Annotated in this window: 16 protein-coding genes; 8 read left to right on the top strand and 8 right to left on the bottom strand. The window is 57.3% G+C overall.

The window, feature by feature from the left end; translation table 11 throughout:
* Positions 1–5: 5 nt before the first annotated feature.
* The 4 genes from LSG25_RS19850 to LSG25_RS19865 are packed head-to-tail and all read right to left on the bottom strand — an operon-like array spanning position 6 to position 5,371.
* Positions 6–1,433 (bottom strand): aldehyde dehydrogenase family protein, encoded by a 1,428-nt coding sequence (locus tag LSG25_RS19850; RefSeq protein WP_232742587.1) that lies wholly within the window; start codon positions 1,431–1,433, stop codon positions 6–8.
* Entirely contained in the window at positions 1,430–2,200 is a 771-nt protein-coding gene (locus LSG25_RS19855; RefSeq protein WP_232742588.1) for an enoyl-CoA hydratase/isomerase family protein, read from the bottom strand. Before LSG25_RS19855 ends, LSG25_RS19850 begins: the two co-directional genes overlap by 4 nt.
* On the bottom strand, positions 2,197–4,284 hold the full coding sequence (locus LSG25_RS19860) for an acetate--CoA ligase family protein (protein ID WP_232742589.1): 2,088 nt from the start codon (positions 4,282–4,284) through the stop codon (positions 2,197–2,199). The genes LSG25_RS19855 and LSG25_RS19860 overlap by 4 nt, the downstream gene beginning before the upstream one ends.
* Before the next feature lie 19 nt (positions 4,285–4,303).
* Complete coding sequence (locus LSG25_RS19865) at positions 4,304–5,371, bottom strand: tripartite tricarboxylate transporter substrate binding protein (protein ID WP_232742590.1); 1,068 nt, start codon at positions 5,369–5,371, stop codon at positions 4,304–4,306.
* A 43-nt stretch (positions 5,372–5,414) separates the two neighbouring features.
* Here LSG25_RS19865 and LSG25_RS19870 point away from each other — a divergent pair, with 43 nt between their 5' ends.
* Positions 5,415–6,323, top strand: a complete 909-nt coding sequence (locus LSG25_RS19870) for a LysR family transcriptional regulator (RefSeq protein WP_232742591.1) — start codon at positions 5,415–5,417, stop codon at positions 6,321–6,323.
* A gap of 49 nt (positions 6,324–6,372) precedes the next feature.
* Here the strand turns inward: LSG25_RS19870 and LSG25_RS19875 are convergent, their stop codons facing one another.
* Both LSG25_RS19875 and LSG25_RS19880 read right to left on the bottom strand, forming a co-directional pair.
* Entirely contained in the window at positions 6,373–7,368 is a 996-nt protein-coding gene (locus LSG25_RS19875; protein ID WP_232742592.1) for a tripartite tricarboxylate transporter substrate binding protein, read from the bottom strand.
* A 38-nt stretch (positions 7,369–7,406) separates the two neighbouring features.
* Positions 7,407–7,973, bottom strand: coding sequence for an alpha/beta hydrolase (locus LSG25_RS19880; protein WP_232742593.1), 567 nt, complete (start codon positions 7,971–7,973; stop codon positions 7,407–7,409).
* Between the two features lie 148 nt (positions 7,974–8,121).
* Here LSG25_RS19880 and LSG25_RS19885 point away from each other — a divergent pair, with 148 nt between their 5' ends.
* The 5 genes from LSG25_RS19885 to LSG25_RS19905 all read left to right on the top strand — a co-directional run bounded on the left by LSG25_RS19885 (position 8,122) and on the right by LSG25_RS19905 (position 12,356).
* Positions 8,122–9,141 (top strand): AraC family transcriptional regulator, encoded by a 1,020-nt coding sequence (locus tag LSG25_RS19885; RefSeq protein ID WP_232742594.1) that lies wholly within the window; start codon positions 8,122–8,124, stop codon positions 9,139–9,141.
* Between the two features lie 245 nt (positions 9,142–9,386).
* Complete coding sequence (locus LSG25_RS19890) at positions 9,387–10,469, top strand: 3-keto-5-aminohexanoate cleavage protein (RefSeq protein ID WP_232742595.1); 1,083 nt, start codon at positions 9,387–9,389, stop codon at positions 10,467–10,469.
* Positions 10,466–11,455: a tripartite tricarboxylate transporter substrate binding protein gene (locus LSG25_RS19895; RefSeq protein ID WP_232742596.1), complete on the top strand. Its 990-nt coding sequence runs from the start codon at positions 10,466–10,468 to the stop codon at positions 11,453–11,455. Before LSG25_RS19890 ends, LSG25_RS19895 begins: the two co-directional genes overlap by 4 nt.
* An 80-nt stretch (positions 11,456–11,535) precedes the next feature.
* The gene (locus LSG25_RS19900; RefSeq protein ID WP_232742597.1) at positions 11,536–11,979 is read left to right on the top strand and encodes a hypothetical protein; all 444 of its coding nucleotides are present in this window, start codon (positions 11,536–11,538) and stop codon (positions 11,977–11,979) included.
* An 11-nt stretch (positions 11,980–11,990) separates the two neighbouring features.
* The gene (locus tag LSG25_RS19905; RefSeq protein WP_232742598.1) at positions 11,991–12,356 is read left to right on the top strand and encodes a hypothetical protein; all 366 of its coding nucleotides are present in this window, start codon (positions 11,991–11,993) and stop codon (positions 12,354–12,356) included.
* Between the two features lie 54 nt (positions 12,357–12,410).
* Here the strand turns inward: LSG25_RS19905 and LSG25_RS19910 are convergent, their stop codons facing one another.
* Together LSG25_RS19910 and LSG25_RS19915 are read right to left on the bottom strand one after the other, a co-directional pair.
* Positions 12,411–13,199 (bottom strand): DUF899 domain-containing protein, encoded by a 789-nt coding sequence (locus tag LSG25_RS19910; protein ID WP_232742599.1) that lies wholly within the window; start codon positions 13,197–13,199, stop codon positions 12,411–12,413.
* Positions 13,200–13,396: 197 nt separating this feature from the next.
* Positions 13,397–13,876 (bottom strand): SgcJ/EcaC family oxidoreductase, encoded by a 480-nt coding sequence (locus LSG25_RS19915; protein WP_232742600.1) that lies wholly within the window; start codon positions 13,874–13,876, stop codon positions 13,397–13,399.
* 262 nt (positions 13,877–14,138) lie between these two features.
* Here LSG25_RS19915 and LSG25_RS19920 point away from each other — a divergent pair, with 262 nt between their 5' ends.
* Both LSG25_RS19920 and LSG25_RS19925 read left to right on the top strand, forming a co-directional pair.
* Complete coding sequence (locus tag LSG25_RS19920) at positions 14,139–15,188, top strand: Dyp-type peroxidase (protein ID WP_232742601.1); 1,050 nt, start codon at positions 14,139–14,141, stop codon at positions 15,186–15,188.
* Positions 15,181–15,984 (top strand): family 1 encapsulin nanocompartment shell protein, encoded by an 804-nt coding sequence (locus tag LSG25_RS19925; RefSeq protein WP_232742602.1) that lies wholly within the window; start codon positions 15,181–15,183, stop codon positions 15,982–15,984. The genes LSG25_RS19920 and LSG25_RS19925 overlap by 8 nt, the downstream gene beginning before the upstream one ends.
* Positions 15,985–16,056 lie beyond the last annotated feature (72 nt).

Here is a 16,056-nt window from a genome sequence, read left to right on the forward strand (position 1 = left end):
TGGCCTTATTGCGCTGTGGTGGTAGAGGAAGCCTGAATCGCCCGCAGTTCGGTGAACTCCAGGATGCCGTAAATGCCGCCTTCGCGTCCGATACCCGATGCTCCAAATCCGCCAAACGGAGCCAAGGGATTGAAGGGCGCGCCATTTACATCAATTTGCCCGGCCCTTAGTTGGCGAGCCGCGGCCATTGCCTTATCTTCACTGCCCCAAACCGCACCGGCCAAACCATAGGGTGTCTGGTTCGCGATATTGATAGCCTCGTCTTCAGTGACATAGGTAAGAACGGCTAGCACGGGGCCAAAAATTTCTTCAGATGCGATGCGCGCTTGTGCGGGTACCCGGCCGAACACTGTAGGCGCGATGAAGTAGCCTTGTCCGGGCGTGGGCGCGTGCGTCCCGCCGGCGATCAAGTCGAATCCGGCTTCTTCGGCCTCCAAAAGAAACGACAATACACGCTGCCTTTGATCGCTCGACACCAAAGGCCCCATGCGCGTTGCGCTGTCGCGTGGATCGCCAAGCGTTATCTTTTGCGCTCCTTCCTGGAGCCGCGTGCGATATTCCAGGTACTGATCCTCGGGCACAATCAATCGCGTGATGGCGCTGCATGTCTGGCCGGAGTTCAGGAAGCAGGAGGACAGTGCGTGCCGCACTACCAAGGCGGGGTCAGCCTCTGCTAATGCGATGCTGGCTGATTTTCCACCTAATTCCAATGAAACACGCTTTAGGGCCTGGCCAGCGGAACTGGCGATACGACGCCCCACCGCGGTCGATCCGGTAAACGACACCATATTGACACCAGGGTGGGCAACCAAGGCCTCTCCTGTCGCCCCGTCGCCAAAGATAATGTTCACCACACCCTCGGGCAGCTTCGCCGTCTCGATCGCTTTTCCTAGGATCTGCGCCGACGTGGGTGCCAGATCAGAAGGCTTTAGTACTATTGTGCATCCTGCCACCAAGGCAGCCGCCAATTTCCCCGTAATTTGATGCAAGGGATAATTCCAGGGCGTAATCGCGCCTACAACGCCGACCGGAACACGCATGATATAAGAGTGCGCGGTTTTCGTTTCGGCCAGGGCGTCTATCGCGGCGTCGGCTGTTGCGCGCCATGCCGCGATAGGCGCTTGCACCTGAATGCGGCGCGTTAATTTTTCGGGCATCCCTACTTCGGCGACGATGCCTGCGACCAGTGCATCGGCATGGCTCTCCAAGCCTTCGGCAATGGCCCGAACATAACGGGCCCGCGTTTCGATCGGCAAGTTGGCCCATGGCGCAAACGCGGCCCGTGCCGCCGCGACGGCACCGTTGACCTCGGCATCGATCGCGTGACAGACTGTGCCTATCGATGCTTCAGTGCTTGAGTCGTAAATAATCGTTTGCCCGACTCCCTGCGCATCCACCCAGGCGCCATTGATAAAATGCTGCTTATAACTCATTGTTTGTTTCCTTTGGACTTTCGGGCGTGCAGAAATGCATTCATTGCCGCCTGGGGTTCGCCGTTTGCATAACATTCCAGTTGAGCACGAATGCCGGCAACACAGGCTTCATCGAACCCAGCCTGTGTCAAGGCGCGCAACCGTTGTTTGGAAAGGCGTATGGCGGTGGCTGGATGCAGGGCAAGCGACTCTGCGACCTTAATAGCCTCTGCCAAAGTATCATCTGCCAGATAATTGACCAGTCCCATCTGATAAGCACGCTGGCCGTTGATCAGATCACCTTGCAGCGACAGCTGTGCGTTATGCCCCATTCCCACATGCAGGCTCATCAGGTATGAGCCAACAATGCTGGCCAAGCCGGCTTTGACTTCCGGCTGGCCAATCCGGGCGTCCGGCGTCGCGATGCGAAGATCCGCGCACAGGGCAATCTGGAATCCGGCCCCCGCGGCAACGCCATTGAGCGCCGCGATGCAGGGTTTGTCCAGGTTACGAACGGCCTGGTACATGTTGCGTTGCGCCTCGAGCCAGGGCACAATTTTGCGCCAGCTTGCCTTGACTGCTTCGTCAAGATCCTGGCCGGCGCAAAAAGCACGATCACCCGCACCCGTGATTACAACGGAACGGACTGCTGAATCGGCATTTAGGATACCCAGCGTTTGTATAAGTGCGTTACGCATTTCATGGTTGACTGCGTTCAGGGCCTGTGGCCGATTCAGTGATACAACGCCGACTTGGCCCATGATTTTCAACAGCACTGTGTCGCTCATGCCTTATCCTTGAATTCGACTACGGCATCCACCGCTATGGCGCCTTGGCCAGATGGCATCACCATAATGGGGTTGATGTCTACCGCATGCAGCGTGGCCCGGTGTTGCAGGGCGAAATGGCCCAGCGCCACCGCGGCTTTTGCCAATGCTTGGGCGTCGAGTGCCGGCTCGCCACGAAAGCCCGACAATATCGGTGCGACCCGCAACCGCTTAATGGCACGCAGCACTTCCTCTTCGTGGAAAGGCGGCAGCAGCGAAACCACGTCGTGTCGGAGTTCGACCAGAGTCCCTCCTTCGCCAATTGTTATAACCGGCCCGAATATCGGATCAACTGTCGCGCCGAGCATGAATTCATGCTTGCCTTTGAGCATTCGGGCCACCAGTACGCGTGGTTTTGCCGCGCCAAGCTTCCGCAGCTTCGCCAAGCAATCGTTGGCGGCGGTTCGAACCTCTTCGGCTCCCAGTACATTAATGTGAACGAGGCCGTGTTCGGTTTTGTGCGGGACATCCGCCGAGCATCCCTTTATAACGACACTGTCGTTAAGCTGTGAAGCGGCATGAACCGCTGAATCGGCGTCCCCGCAGACCATGTGATCGACCACAGGCAACCCAAACGAGGCCAATGCGGCCAGGCTGTCCGCTTCGTCAAGTAATCCGTGGGCCAGGGTGGTGGCTATTCGAGAGGGCGGCTCTTGCGTTTCTCTGCGATGAAAGTGGCATTGCTGAAAATACTGATTCAAAGCGCGCACTGCGTCGGTTTCGCCCGTGAATGTCGGAATTCCACAATGCTGGAACTGCCTGCGTACGGATTCCTGGGGCGCCGTAACCGCTACCGGTTTTCTATTATGGGAAGCGAAGGCCGCGGTTGCACTGGCCAATGCCGGAACATCGTAGCCCGGTCCTGCAACAGGAATTCCAAAAAGGAACATGTCCGCCTCGCGGCTGTCGCCCAGGACATCGAGCACTCTTGGGAACATTTCCTTGTCGCCCAGCAAGGCCGCCGTGAGATCCAGAGGGTTGGCCACGGTAGCGAAATTCGGCAAAAGGCTTCGAAGGCTGTTGCATGTTGTGGACTCAAGCTCGGCTAAAGGCAGCCCTATCCGTTCGGCCGCATCGGCACAAAGCACGCCCACTGCGCCGCTGTGGCTCATCACGACTGTACGACCCGATTTCGGGGAAAAGCCGCTTAGATATAGTGGCGCCGCGTTGACCAGTTCATGAATGTCATGAGCCCGCCAAATACCATTCTGTTCCAGAAAGGCGTCCAATGCGGCGTCCTGTCCCACTATTGCACCTGTATGTGATGCCGCGGCAACCGCTCCTTTAAGACTGCTCCCGCCTTTGAGCAGCACTATGTGTGCGCCATGTTGCCGGGCAAGGTCCGCGGCTTCAGCCAGGAACTCTGGGCGGGTCAGAGATTCGACATAGACAAGAATCAGACGTATGTCCGCATCGGCCGCAATCAAGCGAACGAGTTCCGATACGCCAAGGTCGGCATCATTGCCCGTGGCGGCCAAATAGCGCACACCCAGTCCTTTCTCTCGCAGTAATGCATAAGGCATCACGCTCGCGGCACCGCTTTGACTGACGACCGCTATTGGCCCATCCTTGGGCGGTACTTCCATGAACATCGTGCTGAAATTGAGTACGGCACCCGTTGCGAAATTAGCCAGGCCCTGGGCGTTGGGGCCCACCAAACGCATGCCATGTGCCAGAGCGAATGCAACCAGTTCCCGCTGAACAAGCAAGCCTGCCGCTCCGGTTTCCGCAAATCCGGAAGCCATCAGTATTGCTGTCGATACGCCGCGGCGGGCACAATCATGGACGGCTTTAACCGCATCCTCGCCGGCCACGGCAATGATGGCCGTTTCTGGCACGATGTCTGTGTCGTCCAGGCTTGCATAGCAGTCTATGCCCTGCACAGACTGCCTTTGTGGATTGATGGGTAGAATGCGGCCGCCATAACCGAACTTGCGCATGTAATGAATGGGACGTCCCCCCACTTTGTTGGGATTGTCCGAGGCACCGATTACCGCGACCGAGGCGGGGCACAACACCTGTATGGCCTTCGATTGATTCACCATGTTCTCTTGTTTCAATTTATCAATCTACCTTTACACCGGAGTCTTTTATGATTTTGCTCCACTTGGCCTCATCTTTTTTCATCTGGGCAGTGAAGTCCCCGGGCGATCCTGGCAAGGGCGTTGCGCCAAGCGATGCCAGCTGCGATTGCATATCGGGGTTGGCGAGCATTTTGTTAATAGCCTGATTCAGCGTGTGTACGGTCTCGGGAGCTATCCCATGTGGAGCGACCAGACCGAACCAAATGCTTACGTGAAAGCCCGGCAAACCCGCTTCCGCAATAGTCGGAATGTGGGGGAGGGTTGGTGATTCGGACGTGCCCGTCACTCCCAGCGCGATCACTTTATTCGTTTCGATATTCGGCACTTCGTTGGAAATAGTGTCGAACATCATTGAAATTCGCCCGCCCAGAAGATCTGTCAGCGCCGGTGCCGAACCTTTATAGGGAACGTGCACAATATCGATGCCGGCCATTTTTTTAAACAATTCTCCCGACAGGTGGTTTGAACTTCCTACCCCGGCCGAGCCAAAGGTCAGCGCTCCGGGTTTTTTCTTCGCCAAGGCGATAAGTTCTTGCGTCGTTTTGACGTGGAGTGAGGGCGGCACCACGAGAACATTCACCGTACCTGCAACCATGCCGACAGCATCGAATGCGCTAAGCGGCTTGATCCTCATGCTCGAATAAAGGCTGGGGTTGATCGTCATGGTGCCAGTGGTGGCGAAAAACAGCGTGTATCCGTCGGGTGCCGCCGAGGCGGCCGCCTCGGTACCAATCAGGCCGCCGGCACCGCCGCGATTTTCAACAATGACGGTTTGCCCAAGGGATTGCGTCAGTTTCGCACCCACAATACGGGCCAATGCGTCGGTCGGCCCGCCGGCGGTGAAGGGGACAATCAGTTTTATTGGCTTATCGGGGTAGGCCGCTCGAGCGGGCGCTGTAACACCGAGGCCGGCCGCCGCTGCCAGTAGAAAAACCGGGGCAAGCTTCTTGAAACGGCAAGTATTCATTTTGTCTCCTGAGATGTTGTTTTGATCTCTTCCGGCAGAAGAGCGAAATTCAAGTCTAGATATGGCGCTGGCTATGCACAAGAGTTATATTGCATATAACAGGTTTCTATATTTGTGATAGCTAATGAATTTAAAGCAGCTCGAAATGTTCTCGCTTGTGGCGGCGCTTGGTTCGCTTTCACGAGCGGCAACTGCCACGGATACCGCCCAATCGCTGGTCAGCCGGCAAATTTCGCAGTTGGAGACCGAGTGGGGCGACCGCCTATTCGAAAGAACCGGCAGGGGCATGACTTTGTCGGAGTTTGGCAAGCGGGTTCGACCAGAGATCGAGCTCGTGCTCGACCAGGTAGGCCGGCTTGAAAGCACGGTGAAAGACGCTGCAAGGGTGCTGACGGGAACCGTCCATTTTGGCGTGCTGCCTTCGATGAGCCGGGAGTTGCTGCCCGTGCTGTTCACCAATATCCGGGCATTGGCGCCGGAAGTGCGCTTGCACGTTACCGAAGGGTTTAGCGGCGATCTGGATGAACAGCTTGGCTCGGGTAGGTTGGATATGATCGTAGTCAATCGATATGGCGCCAGCGATGGGCGTCACGAAGATTCATTGGGCGCGGTCGACACTTTTTTGATAGGCCGGCCTGATGCCATGCATGCGCTGGGGGCCAAGGCAACACTGCCGTTTCGAACTCTGGCAAACCTGCCTCTGGTTTTACCCTCAACGCCCAATGGCTTGCGGGCTACGCTGGATATGCTGGGCCGCCAACACAATATATGGCCCGATGTTGTAATGGAGGTCGACACATTGACCGCCATGAAGGACGTCGCCATGAGCGGGCATGCATTTACACTGCTTCCGCTGTTGGCCATCAAAGATGAACTCGAGGCGGGCAAGTTGGCAGCCGCTCAAATCGACAGGCCTGTGATTCGCCGCACAGTTGCGCTTAGTTTCACAAGACACAGGCCGCTTTCGAAAGCAGCCAGACTAGTCGGCGCGAGGGTACGGGAATTGGTATCCGACCTGATTAAAAATCGATAGCCGGGCGCTGTGAACTATGGCGCCGCCGCGAACGCTCTTCGCGGCGAACCTATTGGGGTTGATAGTTTATTGACTTCAGCAAAGCCGCCTGTTTCTGATAGGCCTCTCGCAAATCAGCCATGAGCTCTTCGCTTGTATAGGGTTTCCCCGGTTCCATGCCGAGTGCGTTGATGCGGCTCAGGGCGTTGGGCTGCTGAAAAAACGCAAGTGTTACGTCGCGTAGTTTTTTCTGAATTTCGGCAGGCGTATCGGGTTGTGCCCACACGCCGAACCAGCCTGCCTTGGATAGCTGCGGATAGCCCAGTTCCGTGAAGGTGGGTACATCGGGCAGTTCGTGGATCCGTGTCGGGTAATTGACCGCAATGGCCTTGATTTTCCCGCTTTTAATCAGCGACAAGGACGTGGTTATGCCGTCAAACATTAATGGGAACTGTCCGCCCATCAAATCCACCAGGGCCTGCGGCGAGCCTTTGTACCCCACATAGCGCATATTCATATGGGTGAGCTGGCCGAGCAGCATGCCGGAGGTGTGTCCTTTCATTCCCGTGGCATAAGACGCAAAATTGACACCGTCTTTTTGCGACTGGCCATACTTCACTACATCCTGCAAGTTATTCAGTTTCAGATCTTTGTTGGCGACCAATACCAGCCCTGTGCGGCTTAACTGGGCCAAGGGCTTGATATCGGTGAAAGGCTTGTAATTGACTTTGTAGGCCAAAGGTACTTCGCTGACCGCGCCGTCCTGGATGACCAAAAAGGTATAGCCGTCTTTGCCATTGGACATCAGATCCCTGATGGCAATGCCGCCCGATGCGCCAGGCTTGGACTCCACGATAATAGGTTTGCCGAGGCTCTTCTGCAGGCCTTCGGCCAGCAAGCGCGCCAGCGCGTCCGCGGTACCTCCCGCCGGGCCGGCAACCAGCAAGCGGATGGGCTTGCTTGGCCAAACCGTATCGGCCGCCAGTGCCATGGGGCTCAAAGTCATGGCGCCCAGCGCCATTGCGGTCATGCATGCGAGCCATTTTCTTTTGTATTGTTTCTGCATTTTTGTCTCCTGGATATGCTGTCTAAATTTGAGCATGCTCACACAGCATGCAGGCTGAGTTCGCGTATCAGTTCTTCGGCCCTCGGCCATTCGCCAAAGCCCGATGCGGGGTTCAGATGGCCCACCGCGCCCAATTCCACAAAACGGCTGCCCCAAGTCTCCGCCAGCGCACGGGCACGCTCCAGGCGAGATAAAGGGTCGTTGCTGCTGGCCGCCAGGATGGTGGGGAAGGGCAGCCTGTTGCGCGGAATCGGCAACCACCCGTTGCTGTCGAGTTGATCCACGGTTGGGTAGCCGGCGGGCATGGGCGTTTCCATGTCGGACGGCGTGGCCAGCAGAGCCCCTTGAATAGGTCGCGTGGCGCGCTGTGCCCAATGAGCCACCATCATCGTGCCGGCGCTGTGCGCCACAATGATGACCGGACCTTCAATGTCGGCCAAGGTGCGCTCAATGGCATCGACACGGGCCGCACAGCTGAGCTTATCGTGCTCCAGCGGAGCCACGCTGCGCACTTTGGGGAGCTTGGCCGCCAGCAGGGTTTGCCAGTGAGCGGGCACATGGTCACGCAGGCCCGGAACGATCAGGATAGTGGCTTGGTTAGGCATTTTCTTTCCGCTTGGGGGGCTTGTATCATGCCCATGGTTCCCAGTGTAGAATGGTCGATGCTCCAAGTGTGGGCGCGCTGCGCTGGTTGCGCTTATCCTTGGACGACATGCGTTTTGCATTTCATGCCACTTTCACTCTGATAGACCGATGGCGCCTCTTGTCCGTGCAGCTTGCCTTACCAACTACCGCGAAGTGGCCATTGCGTCTGGGCTGAATCCGGTGCGTATGCTCCTGGACGTGGGCTTGAGTCCCAGCGCGCTCGATGAACCCGATTTGATGATCCCTGTGGAATCCGTGGGCCGTTTGCTGCAGGTTTCGGCCAGTGCGTCGGGCAACGAAAGCTTTGGTCTGTGCATGGCCAAGTCCCGCCTGCTGTCCAACCTTGGCGCCGTGGGTTTGCTGATGCGCGACCAGGTTACCTTGCGCGACTCGCTTTACATGCTGATGCGTTACGTGGTCGTGCTCAACGGCGCGCTCTCGCTGACTATAGAAGAAGGCGACGGCATAGTGCTGATCCGGGAGGCGGTCATGGCGGGAGGTGTGCATCAGCCCATACGCCAACGTGTAGAGCTGGCTCTGGGGGTGATGGTGCGCTTGATACGCCAACTGGTGGGCAATGACTGGCGGCCCCGGCGCGTGTGCTTTGAGCATTGCGCACCGCACGATCTGAGCGTACATACTCAGCTTTTTGGCTGTCCAATCGAGTTTGGTTGCGATTTCAATTGCATCGTCTGCGCGAAAGCCGATCTGGATGTGCGCAATCCATCGGCGGATCCGGCCATGGTGCGCTATGCCCAAAAGCTGATCGACGATGCAGACCAGTCGCCCGAAACCCGGGTTCTGGATGATGTGCGGCGCACCATCTTGCTGCTGCTGCCAAGCGGGCGCTGCAGTATCGAAAAGGTCAGCGAGCATTTGGGTGTGGTGCCCCGCACGGTGCAGCGCCGCCTGGCGGAACGCGAGCACAGTTTTTCGTCCCTGGTGAACGATATTCGCAAAGAGCTGGCTGCGCGCTATGTGCTTGAAAGCGAACGGTCGCTGACCGATATTGCAGAAATCCTGGGTTTTACCGCGCCCAGCAGCTTCTCTCGCTGGTACCAGGCACAGTTTGGCTGCAGCGCCAAAGAAAGTCGTGCCCAGCGGCTTATCGACAAGAGCCGCAAATAATCTGCCCGGAGCCGCCGATTATTTTTTGATCGGCCGTTTTCTTTTGGCTGGCACTAATTCAATGCATTGGCCGTCGTCAAAAACTTATTCAATATTTTGCGATTTTGCGCTGTGTCATGGCCAGCCATACCCCGTTGTCGCGAATTAGCAAGACCGTGTCCCCCAAAGATAAGTGGGAGCGTCGATGGAATCAGATAATGATGCCAAGCAGTTCGACATTCTAAATACTTACGTGGAGACTCATCATGAACTTCCTTGACGGCCATCTGTATCCCGAGAACCAGCAGCCTCTGATCATCACCGCCGCTCCCTATGCTCCGGGCTGGATTCCCTCGGACTTCCCGGAAGATATTCCTATCACGATGGAAGAGCAGATCCAGAAGGCGGTCGATTGCTACGAAGCCGGTGCCACCGTGCTGCATCTGCATGTGCGCGAACTTGATGGCAAGGGCAGCAAGCGCCTGTCCATGTTCAATGAGCTGATCGCCGGGGTGCGCGCCCGCGTTCCGGAAATGGTCATCCAGGTGGGCGGCTCCATCAGTTTCGCGCCCGAATCCGATGGCCAGGCCGCCAAGTGGCTAAGCGATGATACGCGGCATATGTTGGCCGAACTCGACCCGAAGCCCGACCAAGTGACAGTGACCGTCAACACGACGCAGATGAATGTGACAGAACATGCCGGTGAGGATGACTTCAAGGGAGTTTCGCGGGGGTTCCCGCACCTGTATGCAACGTACAAGGACATGATCGTGCCTTCGAATCCCAGCTGGGTCGAGGAACACATTCGACGCCTGACAGCCGCCGGGATCCAGAGCGAGTTCCAGTGCTACAACATCAACAGCTTTGAGACGATCGAACGGATGATTCGTCGCGGCGTCTACAAGGGACCGCTAGTGATGAACTGGGTGGCTATCAGCGGTGGCATGGATCAAGCCAACATCTACAACCTGGCCAACTTCCTGCGCGCCGCGCCCGACGGCGCGGTGGTAACGGTGGAGAGCTCGGTGCTGAATGTGCTGCCCGTGAATATGATAGGCATTGCCTTGGGCCTGCATGTGCGATGTGGCATCGAGGATGTGCTCTGGAACCAGACCCGCACGGGCAAGATGAGTTCCGTCGAACAGATCAAGCAATTGGTGCGTATCTCCGGCGAATTTGGTCGTCCCATAGCCACAGCGCAACAGGCACGAGAAATCATGCAGATTGGGGTCTTCTACGATACAGCGGAAGAGACGCTTCAGGCCAATGGCTTCGCGCCCAACCGTAATGGTGGCAACCAGGGATTCCTGCGCAAGCCGGCCGAAATTGGTCAAGGGGTGAGCAAATGATCACATCACCGACCCGTAGAAAGATCGTGCTCGGAGCGGCGGCATCGCTGATGAGCGGTTTGGTTAGTGCCCAGGGTAGCAAGGACTGGCCGTCGCGACCCGTTAAAGTTATCGTGCCTGGCGGAGCTGGCGGGATATTGGACACTCTGGCGCGCCAGCTCTATGCCAGACTTCAAAAAACGTTGGGCCAGCCATTTATCATAGAAAATCGCCCTGGTGCGAATGGATTGATTGGTTCATCTACGGTCAAAAGCGCAGCGCCTGATGGCTATACGATTTTGCATAGCACGGCATCATCGATGGTGATGGCCGAGGCACTGAATCCAGACCTTCGGATTAAAACTTTGCGAGACCTGGAGCCCGTGGCGCTCGCTGCAGTAGGTGGTATTTTGCTTGTAGTGAACTCTTCAGTGCCGGCGAAGAACCTTTCTGAATTGGTTGATCTGCTGCGAAAGGATCCTCAAAAATATCCATCTTATGGAAGTTGGGGGGTCGGTTCGAATGGACACCTGACGATGGAATGGATAAAGCAACGTGCCGGTCTGACCATCAATCATGTTCCATACAAAACAACGCCCTCGTTGTTGACCGATATTGTTTCCGGCGTGATTCCTATTGGCTGGGTTGACGCCTTGTCTCCATTGGGTTTTATTTCCCAAGGGAAACTACGCGGCATTGCAATGACAGGTACCGTTCGCAGCCCGCAGTTGCCTGATGTGAAGGTGCTTTCCGAGCAAGGCTATCCATTTACCGCCGCGGGTTGGCAAGGTGTTTTTGCACCCAAAAATACGCCGGTGGAGTTGCTGGATCGTCTGCATGAGGCCGTCAATCATGAACTGGTCCAGCCAGAGTTCCAGGAAGTACTTCGCAAGGCGAATATCCCGCCCGCAAGCGCAGAGAGCCGTCAAGAATTCACGCAAACGATAAAGAACGACCTGGCTGTTTGGCGGAAGATTGTCGTAGACGGACATATCAAGCTGGATTAAAACCGGCAATGCCACTATCGTGGACTGGCGTGTGAGCCAAGCCGTGCTCAATCATACGGAACCTGACAACTAGAAAGATCATGAAGATTTCCTCTCACGCCGACAAGATAAGTCGCCTTTTGCAACTCCGCGATCGACTCGATCCGCTTCGAGACTTTGAACTCTGGTATTGGACGTGCCTTACAGCGGGAACCAATATCTGGAATGCCTCGCTGCATGCAACAGGGCTTACCAGTGAGGATCGCGCTTTTTCCACGATCCCCGGTGTGCACGTAGTACCTCAGCGTGACGGCAGCTACCGCAGGGAGCTTCGTGGCCCTGGCGATGTGAGCCATGTCGGCTGGCCGGCCATTCCTGGCGATATGCCGGAGCCGATCCAGCGCCTGGAGGCAGCATTGCATGCGCTGGAAGAATACCGTGATCCCTGCTTGCGCGGAGATCGCGCTCCAACCCAGGCAATTGTCGATGACTGCAATCTCGCGCTATCGCAAGCAATATCCGTCTACGAAGCATTGGTCCGTTAAGAGATACATCCATGACCCCGGAAAATCATCGCGCTAAAGCAGAGCGAATTGAACAATCACTTGCCAAGCTGACTGAGTCGGATTGGGAAATTCGGATTGAGGCAGCCATGCTTGCAGGTACCCACTGGGTCAACTTTGCCTTGCATAAAATCGGCGTAAGCGAGATGTCGGAAGACATGGTGCATGCCTCCATGACTATGGTCAGCGTACTTCGCAAGTACAAGCTTGCCGAACCCGAGTTGATCGCGCAACTTGAGGAAATTGAGGAGATTCGTCCCCTGTTCGTCCGTGGAGACATGGACGGAGGGACCAAAGCTGCGAAAAGAGCGCTAGAATTGCTGCGCTCAATAGGAGAGCGGGCGCGAAGATTGGCTTGAGGAGGCACATATTTACCCCCCCTTACGATGGCGTTCGGACTAATTAATTCACGCCTACGTGTTCGCTTGCCGGTTCCGGAACGCCGCCTCTCCGGCATCCGACACCTCGACCCACTTCTTGTCGGGCGCGGCATCTGCGACGTAGCTGTCGTGCCAGTTCCACCACTTGTAGGTCGGGGTCTGGGGATAGCCCTCGGGTGAGTCTTCCCAGGGCTCCTGCCGCCCCAAGGGTGTGATGTCGAGGTAGTTCCAGGTGCCCCCCATTTGCTCGTCGCCGCGGTTGTTGAGGAAGTAGGTGCGGAACACGCGGCCGCTGTCGCAGTAAAAGACGTTCGTGCCGTGCCATTCACCCACACCGAAGTCGGCGTCGAAGTTGTCGATGATGGTGAACCACGGCATTTCCCAGCCCATCCGCGCCTTCAGTCGCGCGATGTCCGCCTGAGGCGCCCGCGAGACGAATACGAGGGTAGTGTCGCGGGCGTTCAGGTGGGCGACATGGGCGACTTGATCGGCCACCATGGAGCAGCCCCGGCAGGCGTGGTCCGGCCAGCCGAACACGCCCGGCTCGAAGAAGGCGCGGTAGACGATCAGTTGGCGCCGTCCGTCGAACAGATCGAGCAGGCTGACCTTGCCCGCAGGCCCCTCGAATGTATACGCTTGCTCCACGGCCATCCATGGCATTCGCCTGCGCTCGGCGGCCAGGGCGTCACGGGCGCGGGTATGGGCCTTTTCCTTTACCAGCAATTGCTCGCGGGCCGCCTCCCACTCCTGCGGCGACACGACTGGTGGCGTATGCATGGCAGATTGTCCGTTTTTCCGTCCGCCCTCAGTTGGTGTAGTCATGGCTTGAAACCTCCTAATTGGTGAATTCCCGCGCCTCGTGGCTGAAGCGCGATTCCATTCGCTGTTTATCTCATTGCTGCCTGAGAGTCAGTTTGACACCGGAAATCGAACGGAGGGAGTAACAATTGTGGCGGTATTTCAATGGGGCGCCTATGTGTAGAGCGATCCTAAGTCTGCGGATGGCTGTTCGCCAGGCCTCAGTTCTTCTCTGGCATTGCGGAAGAGTGATGACTTGTGATCAACCACTGCTTCCCGTCCCATTTGTAGGTGTATGTGTAGCGAGCTTTGACTTGAGCGCCGGTAGTGCCAAAAGTGAATGTATAGAGCCCGGCGTCAACCGCGGTGTTGCAACCAATCTGTATCATTCTTGAGTCGATCTTGCCTATAGGCTTGTTTTCCAGAAAGTGGTGGAAGTAATCCTCTTTCTCAGCCTCGGTTAGTCGGGGCTTGTTCGACACGGTGGGGAGAAGGATGGAGCGCTCGGCATAATTGGCCGCAACCTTGTGCGGGTCGCCGGTTTGCAGCGAGCGATTCCATCGGTCGAACAAGGCCGAGATTTCTTGCTCATTGCTTGCCTTGCAAACTTCCGTGTGCGCCGGTGCGGACCCGGATGGGACCGAGGCGCAGCCAGCAAGGACGAAGGCGAGGGAGGTTGACAGAATAAAAGTGTTTCTCATTTGCGGTCCTCTGGCAGTGATTGGAAGTCAACAAGGGAACAAGTAAATGTATCCGAACAAGAGGCTCGCGTATATAGGCTGTTTATCCCACAAAGTTTTTCGAAATAACCATGATCTTCGGCCGGAGAGGCTCTCTTTGATCACTTCAGGCCGGCGGCGGGCCGCTGCCACAAACCATGAAGGTCGGTGTATTCTCATGCCAATACCAGATAAACTAATACCGGATAACCCTGCTTCAATAGATCTCACTATTGTGTGGCCCATGCCTGAAAAGACTCCTGAACCCCAATCCATCGTCAGCCCGGTCACGCGCAGCGCGATTTTCATTGTCGCTGTGCTCGCGGCCGGCGACTACAGCGCCGACAAAGTCCGCGCTTTGTGCACGGACATCGCCGCCCTTGTCCGCTCCGTTGGCAAGCGCGTCCCCTCGGGCAACTTGTCCTGCGTTTGCGGCTTCGGCTCCGATGCCTGGAACAGGCTTTTCGCCGAACCGCGTCCCGCGTCCTTGCATCCGTTTCGCGAGTTCGGCGCGGGTGAACGTCGCGCCATGGCAACGCCGGGCGATTTGCTGCTGCACATTCGCGCGGATCAGATGGACCTCTGTTTCGAGCTCGCCACGCTGTTGTTGGGACGGCTCGGCGACGCGGTCTCCGTGGTCGACGAAGTGCACGGTTTTCGTTACTTCGATTTGCGCAGCATGGTGGGGTTCGTCGATGGCACCGAGAATCCGGCCGGCCGCGAGGCTGTGGAGTTCACCGTGATCGACGACGAAGATCCGGGGTTCGCAGGCGGCAGCTACGTGCTCGTGCAGAAGTATCTGCACGACATGGCGGGCTGGAATGCTTTGCCCGTCGAAACCCAGGAACGCATCATAGGCCGTACCAAGCTGTCCGACATCGAGCTCGACGAGGCGGTCAAGCCGTCGTCGTCGCACAGCTCGTTGACGACGCTCGTCGAGAACGGGCAGGAAGTGAAAATCCTGCGCGACAATATGCCTTTTGGCCGCCCCGGTGCGGGCGAGTTCGGGACCTATTTCATCGGTTATGCCCGTTCTCCCGCACCGATCGAGCAGATGCTCGAAAATATGTTTGTCGGACGGCCTCCCGGCAATTACGACCGGCTGCTCGATTTCAGCCGCGCAGTCACGGGCGGCCTTTTCTTTGTCCCGTCTGCCGATCTGCTCGAAGCGCTCGCGGAGCGTGACTCGCAGGTCGCCGGCGCGACTCAGCCCGATGCGCCGTCACCCGTCGAACCACCCCATGACGGCTCACTGAATATTGGCTCTCTCAAAGGAACTTCTCAATATGAATAATCTGCACCGCGAGCTTGCTCCCATTTCCAGCGCGGCCTGGTCGCAAATCGAAGAAGAAGTGGCGCGCACCTTCAGGCGCTCCGTTGCCGGCCGGCGTGTGGTCGACGTCAAGGGGCCTGGCGGTCTCGAGCTGGCAGCCGTAGGGACAGGGCACAAACGTACGATCGCTGCGCCGCAAAAGGGCGTCGACGCGCGATTGCGCGAAGTGAAAACGCTTGTCGAGCTGACCATACCGTTCGAGCTGCAGCGCGATGCGATCGACGACGTCGAGCGCGGCGCCAATGATTCCGACTGGCAACCGGCCAAGGATGCGGCCAAGGAACTCGCCTATGCGGAGGACCGGGCGATTCTCGATGGCTACAAGGCGGCCGGCATTGTCGGGATTCGCGAAGGTTCGTCAAATACGCCGCTGGCGCTGCCGAGCGCTGTCGGCGACTACCCTGTCGCGATCGGCAAGGCACTCGAACAGCTGCGGCTGGCCGGTGTGGACGGCCCTTATTCCGTCCTGCTCGGCGCCGATGCCTATACGGCGCTCGGCGGGGGAAGCGACGAGGGCTACCCGGTCATCGGGCACATCAAACGCATTCTCAACGGCGAGATCATCTGGGCGCCGGCGATCAACGGGGGTAGCGTAGTGTCCACGCGCGGCGGGGATTTTGAATTGCATCTCGGTCAGGACCTGTCGATTGGATACCAGAGCCATACTGACAAAATCGTGCGCCTTTATTTGCGCGAAACCTTGACGTTCCTGATGTTGACGAGCGAGGCTTCGGTATCGGTAATGGCGTCGCGATGAGCGCCGAAATGTAAAGGTTGGGCCGAGTCCTCCGACTTCGACAAAGCCTGCGCGTTGCGGTCAGTTTGCCGG

The organism is Paralcaligenes sp. KSB-10, from assembly GCF_021266465.1.
Taxonomy (GTDB): Bacteria; Pseudomonadota; Gammaproteobacteria; order Burkholderiales; family Burkholderiaceae_B.

Coding starts and splice junctions, on each gene's coding strand:
- LSG25_RS19850 (WP_232742587.1), bottom strand. CDS start 1,433: ATGAGTTATAAGCAGCATTTTATCAATGGCGCCTGGGTGGATGCGCAG.
- LSG25_RS19855 (WP_232742588.1), bottom strand. CDS start 2,200: ATGAGCGACACAGTGCTGTTGAAAATCATGGGCCAAGTCGGCGTTGTA.
- LSG25_RS19860 (WP_232742589.1), bottom strand. CDS start 4,284: ATGGTGAATCAATCGAAGGCCATACAGGTGTTGTGCCCCGCCTCGGTC.
- LSG25_RS19870 (WP_232742591.1), top strand. CDS start 5,415: ATGAATTTAAAGCAGCTCGAAATGTTCTCGCTTGTGGCGGCGCTTGGT.
- LSG25_RS19875 (WP_232742592.1), bottom strand. CDS start 7,368: ATGCAGAAACAATACAAAAGAAAATGGCTCGCATGCATGACCGCAATG.
- LSG25_RS19880 (WP_232742593.1), bottom strand. CDS start 7,973: ATGCCTAACCAAGCCACTATCCTGATCGTTCCGGGCCTGCGTGACCAT.
- LSG25_RS19885 (WP_232742594.1), top strand. CDS start 8,122: ATGGCGCCTCTTGTCCGTGCAGCTTGCCTTACCAACTACCGCGAAGTG.
- LSG25_RS19890 (WP_232742595.1), top strand. CDS start 9,387: ATGAACTTCCTTGACGGCCATCTGTATCCCGAGAACCAGCAGCCTCTG.
- LSG25_RS19895 (WP_232742596.1), top strand. CDS start 10,466: ATGATCACATCACCGACCCGTAGAAAGATCGTGCTCGGAGCGGCGGCA.
- LSG25_RS19900 (WP_232742597.1), top strand. CDS start 11,536: ATGAAGATTTCCTCTCACGCCGACAAGATAAGTCGCCTTTTGCAACTC.
- LSG25_RS19905 (WP_232742598.1), top strand. CDS start 11,991: ATGACCCCGGAAAATCATCGCGCTAAAGCAGAGCGAATTGAACAATCA.
- LSG25_RS19910 (WP_232742599.1), bottom strand. CDS start 13,199: ATGACTACACCAACTGAGGGCGGACGGAAAAACGGACAATCTGCCATG.
- LSG25_RS19915 (WP_232742600.1), bottom strand. CDS start 13,876: ATGAGAAACACTTTTATTCTGTCAACCTCCCTCGCCTTCGTCCTTGCT.
- LSG25_RS19920 (WP_232742601.1), top strand. CDS start 14,139: ATGCCTGAAAAGACTCCTGAACCCCAATCCATCGTCAGCCCGGTCACG.
- LSG25_RS19925 (WP_232742602.1), top strand. CDS start 15,181: ATGAATAATCTGCACCGCGAGCTTGCTCCCATTTCCAGCGCGGCCTGG.